The organism is Actinoplanes aureus (assembly GCF_015704865.1).
Taxonomy (GTDB): Bacteria; Actinomycetota; Actinomycetes; order Mycobacteriales; family Micromonosporaceae; genus Actinoplanes; species Actinoplanes aureus.
This window is the reverse complement of the sequence record NZ_JADQTO010000018.1, coordinates 116,828-134,131: the sequence shown is the minus strand read 5'-3', so window position 1 is coordinate 134,131 and position 17,304 is coordinate 116,828. Positions and strand designations below refer to the sequence as shown.

Annotated in this window: 17 protein-coding genes and 1 pseudogene; 11 read left to right on the top strand and 7 right to left on the bottom strand. The window is 70.8% G+C overall.

All coding sequences use genetic code 11. The features are described from left to right. The first annotated feature begins 68 nt into the window (after positions 1-68). The 4 genes from I4J89_RS51670 to I4J89_RS32205 are packed head-to-tail and all read left to right on the top strand — an operon-like array spanning position 69 to position 5,051. Positions 69-1,118: a zinc-binding dehydrogenase gene (locus I4J89_RS51670; RefSeq protein WP_196417898.1), complete on the top strand. Its 1,050-nt coding sequence runs from the start codon at positions 69-71 to the stop codon at positions 1,116-1,118. Then, positions 1,115-1,933, top strand: a complete 819-nt coding sequence (locus I4J89_RS32215; RefSeq protein ID WP_196417897.1) for a sugar phosphate isomerase/epimerase family protein — start codon at positions 1,115-1,117, stop codon at positions 1,931-1,933. Before I4J89_RS51670 ends, I4J89_RS32215 begins: the two co-directional genes overlap by 4 nt. After that, complete coding sequence (locus I4J89_RS32210) at positions 1,930-3,249, top strand: MGH1-like glycoside hydrolase domain-containing protein (RefSeq protein ID WP_196417896.1); 1,320 nt, start codon at positions 1,930-1,932, stop codon at positions 3,247-3,249. Before I4J89_RS32215 ends, I4J89_RS32210 begins: the two co-directional genes overlap by 4 nt. Continuing rightward, on the top strand, positions 3,246-5,051 hold the full coding sequence (locus I4J89_RS32205) for an amylo-alpha-1,6-glucosidase (protein WP_196417895.1): 1,806 nt from the start codon (positions 3,246-3,248) through the stop codon (positions 5,049-5,051). Before I4J89_RS32210 ends, I4J89_RS32205 begins: the two co-directional genes overlap by 4 nt. Positions 5,052-5,059: 8 nt before the next feature. Here the strand turns inward: I4J89_RS32205 and I4J89_RS32200 are convergent, their stop codons facing one another. Beyond that, positions 5,060-6,781, bottom strand: a complete 1,722-nt coding sequence (locus I4J89_RS32200; RefSeq protein WP_196417894.1) for a glycoside hydrolase family 43 protein — start codon at positions 6,779-6,781, stop codon at positions 5,060-5,062. A gap of 56 nt (positions 6,782-6,837) precedes the next feature. Then, positions 6,838-7,512 carry a hypothetical protein gene (locus I4J89_RS32195; RefSeq protein WP_196417893.1) on the bottom strand — a complete coding sequence of 225 codons (675 nt, stop codon included), beginning with the start codon at positions 7,510-7,512 and terminating at the stop codon, positions 6,838-6,840. Between the two features lie 133 nt (positions 7,513-7,645). Between I4J89_RS32195 and I4J89_RS32190 the strand changes: the two are divergent. From I4J89_RS32190 to I4J89_RS32180, 4 genes and pseudogenes are all read left to right on the top strand, one after another. Next, positions 7,646-8,692, top strand: a pseudogene (locus I4J89_RS32190) (PQQ-dependent sugar dehydrogenase); the annotation flags it as partial. A 102-nt stretch (positions 8,693-8,794) separates the two neighbouring features. Then, the gene (locus I4J89_RS51665) at positions 8,795-9,100 is read left to right on the top strand and encodes a cellulose binding domain-containing protein (protein ID WP_309238562.1); all 306 of its coding nucleotides are present in this window, start codon (positions 8,795-8,797) and stop codon (positions 9,098-9,100) included. A gap of 128 nt (positions 9,101-9,228) precedes the next feature. Then, entirely contained in the window at positions 9,229-10,047 is an 819-nt protein-coding gene (locus I4J89_RS32185) for a glycosyltransferase family protein (RefSeq protein ID WP_196417891.1), read from the top strand. Between the two features lies 1 nt (position 10,048). Continuing rightward, positions 10,049-11,395: a glycosyltransferase family 2 protein gene (locus tag I4J89_RS32180; protein WP_196417890.1), complete on the top strand. Its 1,347-nt coding sequence runs from the start codon at positions 10,049-10,051 to the stop codon at positions 11,393-11,395. Here I4J89_RS32180 and I4J89_RS32175 read toward each other — a convergent pair. Both I4J89_RS32175 and I4J89_RS32170 read right to left on the bottom strand, forming a co-directional pair. Further along, positions 11,386-12,165: a tyrosinase family protein gene (locus I4J89_RS32175; RefSeq protein ID WP_230859952.1), complete on the bottom strand. Its 780-nt coding sequence runs from the start codon at positions 12,163-12,165 to the stop codon at positions 11,386-11,388. The two genes, I4J89_RS32180 and I4J89_RS32175, sit on opposite strands and share 10 nt — an antisense overlap. An 88-nt stretch (positions 12,166-12,253) precedes the next feature. Next, on the bottom strand, positions 12,254-12,703 hold the full coding sequence (locus tag I4J89_RS32170) for a tyrosinase family oxidase copper chaperone (RefSeq protein ID WP_196417888.1): 450 nt from the start codon (positions 12,701-12,703) through the stop codon (positions 12,254-12,256). Between the two features lie 378 nt (positions 12,704-13,081). Here I4J89_RS32170 and I4J89_RS32165 point away from each other — a divergent pair, with 378 nt between their 5' ends. Continuing rightward, positions 13,082-13,528: a tyrosinase family oxidase copper chaperone gene (locus I4J89_RS32165; RefSeq protein ID WP_196417887.1), complete on the top strand. Its 447-nt coding sequence runs from the start codon at positions 13,082-13,084 to the stop codon at positions 13,526-13,528. Here I4J89_RS32165 and I4J89_RS32160 read toward each other — a convergent pair. Continuing rightward, positions 13,518-14,810: a GAF domain-containing protein gene (locus I4J89_RS32160; protein ID WP_196417886.1), complete on the bottom strand. Its 1,293-nt coding sequence runs from the start codon at positions 14,808-14,810 to the stop codon at positions 13,518-13,520. The two genes, I4J89_RS32165 and I4J89_RS32160, sit on opposite strands and share 11 nt — an antisense overlap. Before the next feature lie 87 nt (positions 14,811-14,897). Next, positions 14,898-15,620, bottom strand: a complete 723-nt coding sequence (locus I4J89_RS32155) for a helix-turn-helix transcriptional regulator (RefSeq protein ID WP_196417885.1) — start codon at positions 15,618-15,620, stop codon at positions 14,898-14,900. A gap of 349 nt (positions 15,621-15,969) precedes the next feature. Here I4J89_RS32155 and I4J89_RS32150 point away from each other — a divergent pair, with 349 nt between their 5' ends. Then, the gene (locus I4J89_RS32150; protein WP_196417884.1) at positions 15,970-16,290 is read left to right on the top strand and encodes a hypothetical protein; all 321 of its coding nucleotides are present in this window, start codon (positions 15,970-15,972) and stop codon (positions 16,288-16,290) included. Between the two features lie 10 nt (positions 16,291-16,300). Further along, positions 16,301-16,732, top strand: a complete 432-nt coding sequence (locus tag I4J89_RS32145) for a hypothetical protein (protein ID WP_196417883.1) — start codon at positions 16,301-16,303, stop codon at positions 16,730-16,732. A gap of 56 nt (positions 16,733-16,788) precedes the next feature. Here the strand turns inward: I4J89_RS32145 and I4J89_RS32140 are convergent, their stop codons facing one another. Next, positions 16,789-17,199, bottom strand: coding sequence for a hypothetical protein (locus I4J89_RS32140; RefSeq protein WP_196417882.1), 411 nt, complete (start codon positions 17,197-17,199; stop codon positions 16,789-16,791). Positions 17,200-17,304 lie beyond the last annotated feature (105 nt).

Below are 17,304 nucleotides of genomic sequence, written 5' to 3'. Positions count from 1 at the left end.
GCGCGGAAACTCGACCGAACATCCCGCGTTTTGCCGCGTAGCCGCAGTTAATGCGGTGAAATGTCTGAGTGTCCCAGACAGTGCAGATCACCTCACCGCACCGCGTCGAGGTGGTCGATCAGCCCAACCCCGAGCTGCGCGCCGGGCAGGTACGCGTGCGTACCAGCTTCTCCGGTATCTCGGCCGGCACGGAACTGACCGCCTACCGTGGCTCGAACCCCTATCTGAACAAGTCGTGGGATCCCGGCCTGCGGCTGTTCGTCGACGACACCAGCGGTCTGCGATATCCGGTGGCCGGGCTCGGCTACTCAGAGGTCGGCCAGATCGTCGAGGTCGCCCCGGACGTCGCGGACGACCCCGGCCTCCCACCGATCGGCGCGCACGTCTGGGGCATCTGGGGTCACCGCAGCGAGGCCGTCCTGCCCGCCGAGAAGGTACGCGGCTGCACGGTCCCGGCGGGCCTCGACCCGATCGCGGCGACGTTCGCACGGGTGGGCGCGGTCGCGCTCAACGCGGTACTGGCAGCCGACGTCCACCTCGGCGAGACCGTCGCGGTCTTCGGACAGGGTGTGCTGGGACTGCTCACCACCCGGCTCGTGTGGCTTTCCGGCGGCTCGGTCGTGGCGGTGGACGCGGTCCCCGGGCGCCTGGACAAGGCTCTGGAGTACGGCGCCGACACCGTCCTGGACGCGCGCGACGGCACGGCCGGGCTACAGATCCGCAAGCTCACCGACGGCCGCGGCGCGGACGTGGCGATCGAGATCAGCGGCTCGTACGCGGCGCTGCACGAGGCGATCCGCGCGGTCGCGGTCAACGGGCGGGTGGTGGCGGCCGGCTTCTACCAGGGCGAGGGCGTCGGACTGCGCCTCGGCGACGAGTTCCACCACAACCGCGTGGACCTGATCTGTTCGCAGATCGGCGGGGTACCGCCGGCCGTCGTCGGGCGATGGGACCAGATCCGGCTCAACCAGACGTTCCTTCGGCTCGCCTCGGACCACCGGATCGACCCCGCCGGGCTCGTCACGCACGTCATTCCGGTGCACGAGGCGGCGGCCGCCTATCACATGCTCGACCGCAATCCACACGAAGCACTCCAGGTGGTGTTGACCTTCCCATGATCAAACTTTCATGCCAGGAGCAGTTGCTACCCGGCCACACCTTGCAGGAGAAGTTCGAGTTCGCCCGCGACGCCGGCTACGACGGCATCGAGCTGCGCGCCCGCGGCGACTTCGCGTTCCGTGACCGCCTGCCCGAGCTGCGCCGGGCGGCCCGCGACGGGGTGGTCATGCCGTCGGTGTGCGTCGACATGTCGCACTTCTTCGCCGCCTTCGACCCCGATCTGCGCCGCGACGCCGTCGCCCAGCTGAAGTCGCAGCTGTCGGTGATCGCCGAGGTGGGCGGTCCCGGCGCGGTTGCCTGCACGCCCGCGTCCTGGGGCATGTTCTCCCGCCGGCTGCCGCCGTTCGAGCCGCCCCGCAGCGAGCCGGAGGACCGGGCGGTCCTGCTGGACGGCCTCGCGGAACTGGGCGGGCACGCCGCGCGGGTGGGCGCGACGCTCGCGCTGGAACCGCTCAACCGGTACGAGGACCACATGATCAACCGGCTGGAGCAGGCGGTCGAGCTCATCGACGCGGTGGGCCTGCCGTCGGTCAAGGTGCTGGCCGACACCTACCACATGAACATCGAGGAGGACGAGCCCACTTCAGCGCTTGTCCGGGCCGCCGCGCACCTGGGTCACGTGCAGGTCAGCGACTCCAACCGCTTCCAGCCCGGTGCCGGGCACCTCGACTGGGCGGCGCTGCTGGGCACCCTCGACGCCCTGGGATACCAGGGCTACCTTGCTCTGGAGTGCCGGCTGCGCGGCGAACCGGCCACCGCCGTCGCCGCGGTCCCGGGTTTCCTGCGCCGCCACGACGTCAGCGCGCTGGTATGACGACCTGCACCGAGCGCCCGGAGGTGGCGCATCGCACGATCGAGGATCTGGACCGGGCCGCCCGACGGGTCCTCGCCACGAACTGGCGGCAGCACGCCACCGTGCCGGCCGCCCGGCTCTACCCGCACCAGTGGAGCTGGGACTCGGCGTTCGTCGCCATCGGGCTGCGCCACCTCTCCCCCGCCCGGGCGCAGCGCGAACTGGAGTCCCTGTTCGGCGCGCAATGGCGCGACGGACGCGTACCGCACATCGTCTTCGACCCGCACGTGCCCGCTGACGCCTACTTCCCCGGTCCCTCGTTCTGGCGTTCCGGGGCGGTGCCGGAGGCACCGGCGGTGCCGACCTCGGGCATCGTCCAGCCACCGGCGCACGCTCTCGCCGTCTGGCTGACCTACCGCGCCGACCCGGCGACCGCCCGCGCCCGCGGTTTCCTGTCCCGGCTCTACCCGCGGCTGGTCGAGTGGCACCGCTATCTCATGACCCGGCGCGACCTGACCGGCAGCGGGCTGATGTCCGTCGTACACCCGTGGGAGTCCGGGCTGGACAACAGCCCGGCCTGGGACACACCGCTGTCGCGGGTCACGCCGGTGCCGGCCGGCGAGTTCACGCGCCGCGACCTCGACCACGCCGCGGCCGCCGACCGGCCGACCGACACCGACTACGGCCGCTACGTCCGGCTGGCACGCGACTACCGCGACGCCGGATACGCCGACTCGCTGCGGGTGCACGGCTTCGCGGTGGAGGATCCGCTGTGCAACGCGCTGCTGGCCGCGGGTGAGGACGCGCTCGCGTCGATGGCCGTGGAACTCGGCCGGGACCCGCGGCCGCACCGGTCGGCCGCCGCCCGGCTCACCGGCACCCTGACGGCCACCCTGTACGACCCGGCCGCCGGCATGTTCTTCGCCCGCGACGCGCACACCGGGAAGCTCATCCGGTCGTACTCCGTCGGTGGTCTCGTGCCGCTCGTCGTACCGGGCCTGCCGGTCGCCGCCGAGCTGATCCGGACGGCGCTCGGCGACCGGTTCCGGCTGCGTGACGCGTGTCCCCTGCCGTCGTACGACCTCACCGCCGGCGACCACGACCCGGGCCGCTACTGGCGCGGACCCGGGTGGATCAACACGAGCTGGCTGTTCTGGCACGGGCTGCGCCTGCACGGCGAGCCGTCGCTCGCCGAGGATCTGCGGCAACGCCTGCTCGACCGGGTACGCGACGCGGGTTTCCGGGAGTACCTCGACCCGCTGACCGGAGCCGGCCACGGCACCGACGGGTTCAGCTGGACGGCGGCGCTGATCCTCGACCTGATCCGGGCGCCGTGACCGGGCACTCGACGGTCGCGGGCACCACCTGCCTGCTCACCGACAGCGGCGCCGATGTCACCGGCTCCGCCACGGACGGCTTCTTCGTCGACGACTGCCGGCACCTGTCACGGCTGGTGCTGCGCGTACCAGGGCCGCCGCTGCGGGTGCTGCGCGGCGACCCCGGTTCGACGGTGTACGCACCCGACACGGGCCGCCACGCCGATCCGCCGTACGCGATGGTCCGGCGTCGCGAGGTCCGGCCCGGCCGCCTGATCGAGTCCCTGGAACTGACCAGCTTCGCCACCACGCCGCAGACCATCCCGGTGCACTACGAGCTGGCGGCCGACTTCGCCGACCAGTTCGAGCTGCGCTCGGCGGGTACGTTCGACAAGTCCGACGCGATCCGCGGTGCCGACGTGTCCGGTGGCCGGCTGAGCTACTCGTACGCCCGGCGCGGCTTCACCCGCACCACGACGGTCGAGCCCGCACCGGCCGCCGAGCTCGCCCGCGACGGCATCCGGTGGTCCGTGCTCCTGCCACCGCGCGAATCGGTGACGTTGCGGGTCACCGTGTCCGCGTCGGCGCCCGCCGAGGCCGGCGACCGGATCCCGGCCGGGCCCGCCCCCACGGTGGCCCGTGACGACCTCGCGTCGTGCGTACGCAAAGGGCTCTCTGATCTTGATGCGTTGAGCATGCCGGCACCGGGCGTGCCCGGCGCCGTCGTGCCGGCCGCCGGCGCACCCTGGTTCCTCACCGTCTTCGGCCGCGACAGCCTGCTGACCTCGCTGTTCGCCCTGCACCACCGGCCGGAACTGGCCGCCGGCACGCTGCGGGTGCTGGCCGCCACCCAGGGCCGGACCACCGACGATTCCCGGGTGGAGGAGCCGGGCAAGATGATCCACGAGATCCGCCGGGGTGAGCTCGCGACCACGGGCGAGGTGCCCTACGCCCGCTACTACGGGTCGGTCGACGCGACGCCGCTGTTCCTCATGCTGCTCGCCGCCTACCACGAGGTGACCGGCGACGACCAGCTGGTGAGACAGCTGGAGCAGGCGGCGCGGGCCGCGGCCGGCTGGATGCTCGGGCCGGGCGGCCTGCCGACCGGCTACCTGCGCTATCGCACCGACCTGCCCGGCCTCGTGCACCACTGCTGGAAGGACTCGGCCGACTCGATCGTCTTCACCGACGGCACGCAGGCCGCCGGGCCGATCGCGGTCGCCGAGGCGCAGGGGTACGCCTATCGCGCGCTGCTGGGCACTGCCCGGCTCGCCACCCGGGTCTGGGACGACCCGGCCTGGTCCACGATGCTCACGGCCACCGCGGCCGGCCTGCGCGACCGGTTCGCCGCCGACTTCCGCCTGCCGGACGGCTTCGTGGCGCTCGCCCTCGACGCGAACGGCACAGCGGTCGACGCGCCGGCCTCCAACGCCGGACACGTGCTGTGGTGCGGGCTGCTCGCCGACGACTGGGCGGCCACGGTGGCCTCGCGGCTGGCCGGCGACGACTTCTTCTCCGGCTGGGGGGTGCGGACACTCGCCGCCGGGCAGGTCCCGTACCACCCGCTGTCCTACCACCGCGGCGGGGTGTGGCCGCACGACACGGCGATCACGGTGGCCGGTCTGGCCGCCGCCGGGTACCGCGCCGAGGCGGCGAGCATCGCCGACGGCCTCCTCGCTGCGGCGTCCTACACCGAGGGCCGGCTACCCGAGGTGATGACCGGCCTGGCACGCGAGCGCGGGCACGGCCCGGTGCCGTACCCGCATTCCTGCTCGCCGCAGGCCTGGGCGGCCGCCGCTCCCCTGCTGCTGCTGACCCTGTGACCGGTCGCTCACCAGCGATAGAAGCGCAGGTGGTCGAAGTCCGCGGTGACCGCGGGTGCCGCACCGCCGTGTGCGACAAGCCCGATCCGCGGAACCGTGTCCGCCGGCAGCGTCCACACCCCGCCCCAGGTCCAGTTGCGGCCGTCGCGGCTCACCCCCGCCCGGTACTCGTGCTCCCCGCCCGCGTCCCGCCGGTGGGCCAGCCGCAGCCAGGTGGTCGTCAGACCGGGGGTGCCGGCGATGGTTCCGCCGTACGACGTGCTCGCCGCGAACGGCATCTCCTTGCCGAACTCGACCTGCCGGGTATTCCAGATCGCCACCGTGGACAGCCGGGCGAAGTGGTCGTCGTCCACGTACGCGATCAGCCCGGCCTGCTGGAAGTTGCGAACCGTATCCTCACCGAGGTCGATGCCGACCTTCGTCTCGGCGATCCAGTTCCCGGGCGGGGCGTCGCGCAGCAGCACCCCGGCGTCGTCGGAGTCACCGGTGAGGTCGGCACCCTGGACCGGCCAGCGCAGCCGGCCGCCGGACACCGTCACCGCGGCATCGGGCCGGACGAACTCCCACTCCGGGTCGAGTGTGCCGGCGGTGAAGTCGTCGGAGTAGGCGGGCAGCAACCGGCCGGCCTGCGGGGTCGGGGCCGGTCGGACCGGGCCCAGCCGGCGGCCGGGCGCCGGCTGGGGCGACTCCGACGCCCAGGCGCCGCCGTTCACGGTCGGCCAGCCCCCGATCCAGTCCAGGCGGTCGATCAGCATGGGCCGCTCGTTGACGCCGAACGGCTCGTCCAGGTACGGGTCGGCACGGTCGATCGCGTGGTAGACCAGCCAGTCCTGCCCGGTGCGGTCGGTGACCAGGCCGTTGTGGCCGGTGCCGACCCAGCGGTTGCCGTTCGGTGCGATCACCGGAGTGCCGCCGGCACGGGAGACGTTCAGCGACTGGCCGTCACGGTCGACGAACGGCCCGAGCGGGCTGCGGGAGCGCCCGGCCGCGACCGAGTAGCCGGTGGTCGGTCCGGCGCAGCAGTTCGCCGAGGAGGCGAACAGGTAATACCAGCCGGAGCGGCGTACCACGTAGGCGCCCTCGAACTTGTTGTCGATCGCCACCCGGGTGGGATCGCCGACGATCCGCAGGCCGTCCGGGCTGAGACGGGAGACCCAGATGCCCCCGAAGTAGCTGCCGTAGTACAGGTAGCGCGTGCCGTCCGGCGTGGTCAGCCGCGCCGGGTCGAACGTCCACCACCAACCGCCGCCGGGTGCGGCGCGGGGCGGCACGGCCGGTTCCGGAGCGAAGGTCCACGGACCGGTGGGAGTGGGGCTGGTGGCCACGCCGATCGCTGAGGCACCGTCGGGTTCGGTCTCGGTGACGGTCACGTACATGACCCAGTGGTTCCCGGTCTTGCGCACGTCGGGTGCCCAGAGCGCGGCGGTGGGTCGCGCGTATGCCGGGAGCTGGGCCGGACCGAAAGCGTCGCCGACGTACGTCCAGTTCACCAGGTCGGTCGAGCGGGCCATCGGGATCCGGTGCGGCGTACCCTCTCCTTCCCGAAGCGGGTCGCTGGTGCCGTACGCGTACCAATGATTGTCGTCTCCCGCGATGATCACCGGGTCGGCGAAGGTGTCCGCGAAGCTCGCCGACACCGGGTTCTGATAGCGCTCGCTCGGCCGCGCAGCGGCCGGCGACGCTCCGGGCAGCAGAAACGCCGCCGCGAGGACAGCGATGAATCGGCGCATGGTGTCCGCCCCTCAGGCCGCAGCGAGATACATCGTCGACAATGTATCGCTGCGGCCTACCGTCCGGCGGTGACGTGCGGCTGTGGGGAGGTTGCCGCGCGCACGTGGGCGGCGCAGTCGTCGATCGCGGCGGCCAGCAGTTCGCGGAGCAGCTGGTCGGGGTTCCCGGTGCAGGCCGTTGAGATGCCGTCCACCGCGTACAGCACGGCCGCCCGCGCGCCGCGCTCACGGAAGGCGCGCAGTGACACCGGCACCGTCGCCGTGTACTCCCGCGCCCAGCGGGCGGCAAGCGGGGCCTGCCTGAGGGCGTGTGCGCTGGCGTCCTCGAGATGACCGGGCGCCCGGCCGTCCAGTTCGGCGAGCAACCGGTTGGCCGTCAGCACGGTCACCGCCATGGTCCGTTGCCGTTCCTCGGCGACCACCGGCAGCGCGGTTGTCGCGGCCCGCAACGCGATCTTCAGGTCGACGCGTGCGTCGTCGCTGGTCAGACCCACCACAGAGGGAATGAGCCCGATCAACCGGCGACGCTCCGCGTCGGACGTGTAGTCGTTGACCAGGCGTGCCAGGTGTGCCAGCAGGGGATGGGTACAGGCCGGATGATCAGTCCATCTCTCGCCCGCCAGGTACGAGGCGAACTCCATGAAACAGGCGCCCCGGCGCGGATGCCGGTGCTTTCCCCGCGACAACACCGGTACGAAATCCGGTGGCCGTGCGTCTCTGGTTCCCACCATGCCTTCCAGTGTCGCCCCGCGCCGCGGCACCCGTTCACCGGATGATTTTCACCATCTGCGCCGAGGCGCTCCGATTGGAAACGCTCCCACGACCCGAGTAGATTGACTCGCGTCGATCAATCTGGAGGTGCCCATGCGCCGTAAACTGGCTGTCTGCAGCACACTCGCCGCGCTTGCCCTGGGCGCCGCCCTGGTCGCGGCCGGTCCGCCCGCTGCCGCCCTGGAACCCGACCTGGCCAACCCGCAGGTGGTGGCGACCGGGTTGACCGTTCCGTGGGGGCTCGGCTTCCTCCCCGACGGCAGTGCGCTGGTCGCCGAACGCAACAGCGGCCGCGTGTCGCGGGTGCGTCCCGGCACCGCGCCGGCCACCGTCACCACCATCGCCGGCGTCGCCGCCACCGGCGAGGCGGGCCTGCTCGGCCTGGCGGTGTCACCGACCTTCGCGCAGGACAACCTGGTGTACGTCTACTTCACCTCGTCAAGCGACAACCGGATCGTCCGGTTCCGGCTGGACGCGCCGCAGACCCAGCAGGTGGTCCTCAGCGGGCTGGCCAGGGCGAGCATCCACGACGGCGGGCGCATCGCGTTCGGACCGGACGGCATGCTCTACGCCACCGTCGGCGACGCGGGCGTGACGGCGAACGCCCAGAACCAGCAGAGCCTCAACGGCAAGATCCTGCGGATGCGACCCGACGGCGGCGTGCCCGCCACCGGCAACCCGTTCCCCGGCTCGCTGGTCTACAGCCTCGGTCACCGCAACCCGCAGGGTCTGGCCTGGGACGCGCAGGGCCGGCTGTACGCCGCCGAGTTCGGCCAGAACACCTGGGACGAGGTGAACCAGATCGTCGCCGGTGGCAACTACGGCTGGCCCACGGTCGAGGGCCGCAGCACCGACACCCGCTTCCGCAACCCGATCGTGGTGTGGACCACCGCCGAGGCGTCGCCCAGCGGCGCCACCATCGACGGCCAGACGCTGTACGTCGCCGCCCTGCGCGGCCAGCGCCTGTGGTCGGTGCCGCTGGACGGCGCCGGCGGCGCCGGTACGCCGGTCGCGCTGCTGCAGGGCCGGTACGGACGGCTGCGCACGGTGGAACGCGCGCCGGACGGCGCACTGTGGGTGACCACCAGCAACCGCGACGGCCGGGGTACGCCGGCCGCGGACGACGACCGGATCCTGCGCTTCCCGCCGCTCGGCTCCCCCAGCACGCCGCCGTCCACCGGGCCCTCGGTCTCCCCGCCGTCCACCGGGCCGTCGGCCTCCCCGCCGGCCACGGCCTGCTCGGTGCGCTGGACGGCCGACCAGTGGGGCACCGGCTTCACCGCGAACGTCGGCGTGACGAACCTCGGCGCCGCCCGCAACTCGTGGTCGGTCACCTTCACCTTCCCCGGCGACCAGCGGGTCACCGGCGCGTGGAACGCCACGGTCAGCCAGTCCGGGAGTGCGGTGACCGCGCGCAACGCCGGCTGGAACGGCACGCTGCCGGCCGGGGCGACGGTGACCTTCGGTCTACAGGCCACCTACAGCGGCACCAACGGCCGGCCCACCGACTTCCGCCTGGACGGGGCGACCTGCACGGCGACCGGTTGAGCGAGCAGCAAGGTCCTCCGCTCAGACATCGATGCCGGGCCGGTCCACCAATGGGCAGGCCCGGCCACCGGTGAGACGATGCAGGCCTGTCTGACGGAGCGGGGGCAACCGTGGCCAGCCTGGGTGTCGTGATCCCGACGCACCGCGGCTCCGCCCTGCTCGATCGCAGCGTCTGCTCGCTGGCCCGGCAGACCCGGACGCGCGACCTTCACGTCGTCGTGGCCGTTAACGACAGCCGCGCCGACAGCTATGACCGGGCCGTCGACCTGGCACCCGCGCTCCGGGCCGCCGGCATCGGGTGCACGGTCATCCGTACGCCTACGGGCCGGTCCGCGGCGTTACGGGCCGGCGACCGTCTGCTGCCACCGGGCGCCCGGCTCTACCTCGACGAGGACGCCGCGCTCTCGCCGTGCGCGGTCGCCACGCTGCTCGCGGTCCTCGCTCCCGGTTCCGGGATCCATTTCGCGGCGCCGGCGTCGCGTCTGGCGCCGGCACGAAGCGCGGTGACGCGGGCGTACTTCCGGATCTGGCGCGATCTGCCGTACGTACGGCGGTCACCGGCGACGTGCGGGGCGTACGCCGTCTCGGCCGAGGGCCGGTCGCGCTGGAAAGAGCTGCCCGACCTGCACTCCGACGACAAGTGGGTGCGGTGGCACTTCGCGCCTCACGAACGCCTGCTCGTCTCCGCCGCGTGGTACGAGGTCGTGGCGCCCGACGGCCTGCCGGCCCTGCTCCGGGCCCGGCGCCGGTACCAGCGCGGCAACCGGGAGCTGGCCGGCCTCGCGGTGCAGCCGCCCTATCCGGACGACCACACCCGGCACCACGGGATCGTACGATCGCTGCTGGCCAACCCCGCGGCGTGGCCGGCCGCCGCCGTCTTCCTGGCCGTGCACGTCGCGGCCTGGGTGACTCCCGGCCGACTCGGGCGCCCGGCCCACGGTGGCTGAGGTGCCTGGGCGGATCGACGTCGTGGTCCCGGCCCACAACGAGCAAGCCCTGCTCGGAGCGTGCCTGGGTGCGGTCGCCGGCGACTCGCGCGATCTGGACGTACGGGTGATCGTGGTGGCGAACGGGTGCGACGACGCCACCGTGGACGTCGCCCGCGCGCTGGGCGATGACACCGCCACGGGCGTCGAACTCGTCGTGGTCGAGCTGCCGATCGCGGCCAAGCCGGCCGCACTGAACGCGGCGAACGACCACCTCCGAGGCGGCCCGGTCGTCTACCTCGACGCGGACACGGTGATAACGCCCGGGACGCTGCCGGCCCTGCTGGCGGCGATGGACGCGGCCGGCCGGCCGGTCATGGTGGGACCGCGTCCGATCCTGGTCCGCCCGGATGACCGGCTGAGCCGTGGGTTCGCCGCCGTCTGGTCGCGCCTGCCGGCAGTACAGGGTGACGTGATCGGAGCCGGCTGTTACGCGGTCAACGCCCCGGGCCGGCGACGGTGGAGCGTCTTTCCGGATCTGGTCGCCGACGACGCCTACGTACGCTCACTGTTCGCCAGGGACGAACGCATCGTCGTCGACGGGGCCGGGTTCCTGCTCGTCCTGCCGGCCGGGCCGGAGCTGAGCCGGGTGCTGGCGCGATGGCGCCGGGGCAACGCCGAGCTGGGCGGGTCGTCGCCGGCCGCGGGCGGCGGCCGCAACGCGCGGGCGGTGCTGGCCGCACCTGACCTGTGGCGCCACCTCGCCGCTTTCCTCTGGGTGCAGGGGACCAGCCGGTTGCGCCGCGGACGCCGCTGGGCCCGGGCGGAGGGCGTACGGGCATCGGCGTCCGCCGCCTCCGCTTCGGATGATCTGGTGACGGTCGGCTCCGGCACGGACGCGGTCGACGACTTGCGCGCCCTCGCCGCGAGGTTTCCCGCCGCCGGGCTCTACGGCGGATCGGCGGTCCGGCCGACGCTGCGCCGCGCGATCGCCTTCTGCCTCGGGCTGACCGCCCTCGGACGGCAGCCGTCGGTGGTCCTCGTCCGGCGTGCCCTGTTGCGGCGACTCGGTGGCACCGACGCGAGGTTCAGCGATCACGGTGCGGTGATCGACCTGTGCCTGCGTGCCGGCCGGTCGGGGATCACACCCGTGTCCATCCCGGTCCGGTGCACCCGGCCGGACCTGGATGTCATGGATGTCCTGCGGGATGAGCTCCTGCTTCACCGTGAGCACCTGCCGGCCCGGATCGGCCGGCTCGCCTGCCGCGCGCTCGTCCTCGGGGTTCGCACCAGAGCGCTGGTCCAACCCACGCCGTTGTGGGCAACGGCGTGGGAGCACCGCGACGAGTGGCGCCGAGGTCAGGCGTAGCTGTACTCCAGGGCGCTGATGTCGCGTACCGCGAACGGGGTGCGACCGGCGGCGAACGGGCGCATCGTCTCGGTGTTGTCGATGACGCCGGAGGTGGTTCCGGTCCGAGGCTGGTAGGTGTCGATGCCTCGGTTGCTCTGCCACAGCCACCACAGGCGGTCGATGTTGCAGTGGTGCAGCCAGAAGGCCGGGTCGTTGGGCGCCTCCCGGGTTCCCATGTGGCCGCCGACATAGTTGTGCACCCGATTGTGCAGCTCGATCTCGTTGCGGTTGCGGTAGCTGCTCGACACGGTGGAGTTCCACGGCGACCGGTCGTAGACCGTGTAGCCCTGAACCGTGTTCACCGTGGTAGCGGTCGGACGGCTGGCGTTCTGTCCCAGCCGGCGCTGGAGGAAGCTGGTGGCGATGCTGCTCCGGTAGATGGCCCAGCCCCAGGAGGGACTGAAGTTGCCGCTGGAGACGCTGCCGTTGGTGATCGAGCCGAGGAAATCGGCGGTGAACGGCGAGGTCGTGCCGGTCCAGTCCCAGTAAGGGATGAAGATCTCCGGATTGCCGCTGACCGTCTGCAGGTCCAGCTCCAGCAGCCGGAGGTATTCGCGGTGCCAGGGGAAGAACGACGGCGACTGGTGAGCATGGCTGATGTTGTCAGAGGTGCGGGAGAAGAAGGTGATGTGCTGGTCGATGTACCAGTTGTAGTTACGCCCGTTCGCGGATGTCGTCTTGAACTGGCGGAGAGCGTCGATGAACGCGGTCTTCTCCGCGCTCGTCATGACTGCGATGCTCTTGCGTACGACGGCCATTTTGGTCAGTCGCCTCTCATTTTGAGGACTATCAGATGCTGGCGGGTTGACGCGCGTGTCAGTGTTTGTGGTCCTTCGCAGCCTCGTCGCTCAGCTCGAGATCCCCCAAGATGTCGACGACTTTCTTGGCCAGCTTCTTGAGGCCGTCCTTGTGCTTATCGTTGTCTATCTCCACCGGATCGTAATGGTTGATGGCGCTGATGTAGCCGAGGCCCACATGCGGCGCGGATCCGTCCTCCGGGATGAACAGGGTGCTGATGACCGTAAGCGCCAACTTCTTGTTGTTGATACGCAGTTCATCCTTGTCTCGGGCGGCGTTGTGCTTGCCCTTGATCTTCTTGCCTTTGTAGACCTCGTCGAAGTCGCGGGGGTCCTCCGGGGCAGCGTTCTGCCGTCCCGAGGCGGGGCCGGAGGCCGCCAGCCCCTGCGCACCTACCAGCACGGTTGCGGTGGTGACCACTCCGGCCGCGCTGTAGCGCAGGAGGTCGCGGCGTTTCATGTCGGTCATGGAAACCTCTTATCTGGAACCGGTCGCAAGCGCTCGGACACCGTTTATTACGGTGTTGAAAGTGCGCCGTGTATCTCCATAGAACCAGATCGAGGTTTGAACTCCTACCCGCATAAGCCCATCGAAGGAATATGGACGGGACCGGCCACCGAAAGGGCTACCGCAAGGCGGTTCGCGGCCGCGGCCGGCAGTAAGGCTTTCGAGTGATTGGCTGGGCGGACGCCACCACGGGGTTACCGCGTCGGCCCCTCCGCGAACCAAAACGGCTCGACGCCGCACCGGGTAGGCCGCCTGCGAGGTAGGATCGGTCGACGGCGCCGCACGATTCGGTAATATTCTTTCGAACGTCGATGATTGGCGTATTGGGCGATGATCTCAATGCAGCAGAGAAAACAGCGGCAGAGAAAACAGCGGGCGAAGACCCCGGGGAACGCCAGACGAGCGCTCACCACGCTGGCTGTCGCCGTCGGTGTGATGGCCACCGCCGGCTCGGCCGCCGCCGCCCCCGCCGCTCCACCGGTCCCGTCGGGCAACAACGTCGGATTCTTCGAGACTTACCGCGGACACCACATCATGGGCTGGGGACACGACGAGTCGGCCTGCGCCTACATCGACGGCAAGCGGCTGGTGCTCTATCCGGCCGGCAAGGGCCTGTACACCAGCTCATTGCAGGGCTACCAGCAGGAGCGCGGCCTCCGAGCCATCACCAAGGCCTCGGTCCGGGTACTCGGCGACCTGGACATGGTCGACGCGACGGAGCCGCCGGGGCATTGCCCGGCGTTCAAGATCCGCCCGAAGGACAAGGGGACAGCGGTCAGCGGTTGACGTAGGCGGCCAGGCCTCCGAGCTCCTCGCTGGCGATGAACACCGACCGCACGTTGATGATCGCTTCCTCGACGTGGGCCGGGCAGCCCCATGCCGCGTCGCCCCACGAATCGGCGATCTTGATCTCGGCCGGTGCGGTGCACCCGGCGGCCCCGCCGAGCTCGCAGCGCTCGGGGTGCGGCATGGCGGCCTGCGCGGCCGCGGCGGCGCGCATCCTCGCGGCGAGTTCCGCGGCGGCGGTCGCGCGCTGCTCGGCCTCGGCGCGCAGCTCCCGCTCCACGCTCACCACCTCGGCCAGCTGGTCATGGGCTGACTTGGCGCGTGCCTCGGCGGCTCGGCGCGCCTGCTCGCTGTGGTGACACTCGATGGCCAGGGCCGCGGTGCCGGCGAAGACCCGGGTGAGGGCGAGGTCGGTGTCCTGCGGGACGCGCGGGGTGCGGTGGTACATCGCGAAGGTGCCCAGCAGGCCGCTGTCGCGGGCCAGGATCGGCGTCGACCAGCAGGCGGCCAGCTCGGCCCGCTCGGCCAGATGCCGGAAGTCGGCCCAGAACGGGTCGGTGGCGATGTCGGTGACGATCACCGGTTCCCGGCGGTGGGCGGCGGTGCCGCAGGAGCCGACGCCTTCACCGGTGGCGATCCCGTCGATGGCCTGGTTGTAGAAGTCGGGCAGGCTAGGCGCGGCGCCGTGGCGCAGGTGCCGGCCGTCCGGATCGGCGAGCAGAACCGAGACGAGAACCTCCTGCGGTGCGAGATTCTCGATACAGCGGGCCATCCCGTCGAGTACCTCGGCCAGGGGTGCCTGACGGGCGATCTGCTCCAGCAGGGCACGGTGTTCGGCCATCAGCCGCTGGGCGTGCTTGACCTGGGTGGTCTCCACGCCCAGCACACGAATCCCGGTCACGGTGCCGCCGGCGTCCCGGCGCGGCTCGTAGGTGAAGTCGAAGAACGCCTCCCGCGCGTGCGGGCCGGTGCCCAGCTCGATCCGCACGTCACGGCCGGTGTATGGCTCACCCGTGCGGTAGACCTCGTCAAGCAGCGCGATGAAGCCTTGACCGGTCAGTTCCGGCATCAGCTCGGCGAGTGCGGCCCCGGGACGAGCCCGTTCCTCGCCGATGGCGGCGAAGAACGCCGGGTTCGCCGTCTCCACCAGGTGCGTGGGACCCGCCAGCGACGCGAAGACGGCGGTGGAGTGCCCGAACAGGGCCCGCAGATCCTCCTCCGCTGCCTGTCCGGCGATCGCCGGGCCCGCAACAGCCGGGTGCTGGCCTGATACCGCCGTCATCTTGTTGCCTCTCGTCCGCGGATCTCGGCCAATGATCGCGCGGCCGGACCTGAGCCGCCGGTGCAGCGTACCGGCTGACGTGCCGGCTCAAATCAGGTCGTCGGCCACACTCGCGGATGTCATGGCGATCACCTGGGCACGACCGTCGAGGCCCAGCTTGCGGTAGACGTTTTGCAGATGTTTGTGCACCGTACGCACGCTGACGTGCAGGGACTGAGCGATCTCGCGGTCGCCCAGCCCGTCGGTGAGGAGCGTGACGACGTCCCGTTCCCGCGCGGTGAGCGTGTCCAACCGGGGTGACGCCCGGTCGAGTCGCCGGTTGTGGCGGTCGGTACGGCGCACGGCGGCCCGCATCATCGACACCTGTTCACGGTGCAGCACGGCCACGCGCAGGTGTGACGCCAGTGTCTCGACCACGGCTCGATCACGCGCGGAGAATCCGGGGCGAGACCGGTTGATGGCAAGCACGCCTCCCTGGTGGCGGTGCAGGCGTACCACGCACAGCAGCTGATCGCGTGTCTCGCGGGGTTCGAAGAAGTCGACGATCAACGGCAGCCGGCGGAGCGCTCGCCGTTCCAGCAGATCGGACCAGGCGGCGGACTCCCCGTGGTCCAGCTTGCCGTCGCGGTAGGCCGAGAAGCCGGGGTGCTGATCGAACAGCTGATGGAACGACGCGATGCCGAGAAGATTCGACGTATGCGGTACGGCGACCGCCTGCAGGAGCTGCTGTTCCACGTGGTCGACCACGCTGTAGGAAGCCACCTCGCAGCCGATCAGTCCACCGATGTCGGCGAGCACCGCCGCGGGCATGTCCTGCTCCGATGCGTGGAACCTATGGATCAGATCGGAGATTCTGCGCCAATCTGCGGCGGTCACTGAATTCATGGCCGGAAGCCTCTCGCCGTCCCCGTGTCCGGTGGCCGCGCACGAACGGCCGGCTCCGCGGAATGTCGCGCTCGAGGGTGACACAGCATCGACCTGTTCGACTGTCCGAGATTCGACGAACCATTGTCCTGCTCCGGATTGAAGACGCGGTGGAAAAACTCGCGAACGCGTACGCAATTCTGCGAATTTCCGGAGCCACCACCGATTGCCATAGTCGAAAGCGCAACGGCGGCAGGCGCCGTTTGCGGATCACTTCACTCATGGAGGAACGAGAATGACCATCACCGACTCGCGCGTCAGCGGCTACCAGACGGCGCTGCGCGAGATCGCCTCGACCGCCGATCGCTTCGCCGAGGACGGGGCAGCGGCCAGGACGATGGCGGAGGCGCTGCAGACGGGCGACCCCGCGGGTGTCTCCCGGGCGCTGAAGCGGCTCGGCGTCTCGGCCGTCGGCTACGCCGGCCGGGCCAAGCGGCCGCCGCTGGACGAGGACCCCGGCCCGACCAACTACGAGGTGTTCCGGCTGATGCCCGCCGAGGACGGGCGCTTCCCGAGCGACATCAACATCGAAATCCACATCAGTGTTTCGTGCTGAGGAGGCACCGATGAAGATGCACACTGTCCGACGCATGCTCGGTTTGCTTTTCGTCACCATCGCGCTCGCCCTCGGCACCACCGCGGGCACCGCGCACGCCGCGCCCGACACCAAACTCGCCGCGGTGGATTGCACCGCGATCAACCTCAATGCCAATGTCAGCAATCTCGGAGTGGGATACGCGTTCTCCGGTAAATGCGATCCGGCCCATTATGTTGTGATCCGAGTGCAATGGATCGACATCTTCGGCCAGGTCCTGGCGGACACCAGTGCTCGTTTCCCGCCGCGTGATCCGGGAACCTGGTCGACGTACTCCGGCAACCTGCAACGGCCGTGGAGCACCGCGCAGACCAGCCACGCCTGCATCTGGGTCACCCAGGACTTCCATCCCTTCTTCGGTGGCCCGCTGCTGGCCAGCGGCTGCTTCCTTCGCAACTCCTGACAACCGCGGCAGCACTGCTGGGGCTCCCCGTGGCGGCCCCAGCAGTGTGCGGCCGATCAGCCCGCGTCGCCGCCTTCGAAGCAGCCGCGTCCGGGGCTGCTCGTGCTGTCGCAGATCACGTACCGGAAGCGGATCACTTCCAGTCCGCTCCGGATCGGGCTCTCCCACGTGTACGCCTTCGGCGTGCCGCATTGGCCGCGCTTGGCTTCCGCCGGAACGTACCGGCTGGATCCGTCGCTCCACCACACGCGGACGGTGCCGAAATAGTCGGAGAACGACAGCGGCCCACAGCGCAAGTCCTTGGTGGAGAACTGGCCCCGGTAGTACCTGGACGCGCTGAGCCGGTCCGCCGAGGCGCTGCCGCAACCGTCCTCCCAGCATCTGTCCGACCGGTAGGCGAACGCTGACGCGGGTGACGCCGGCACCACCGTGAGCGCGGCGGTGCACATGCTCACAGCGATCAGCATCGCGACGAGTCTGCGTGTTCTCAACATTGCCATCCACCTCCGATGACGAATCTAGGTGCGACCACAGGGTGCCGGACTGAACTCTCACTGACCGCGGCGACAGCC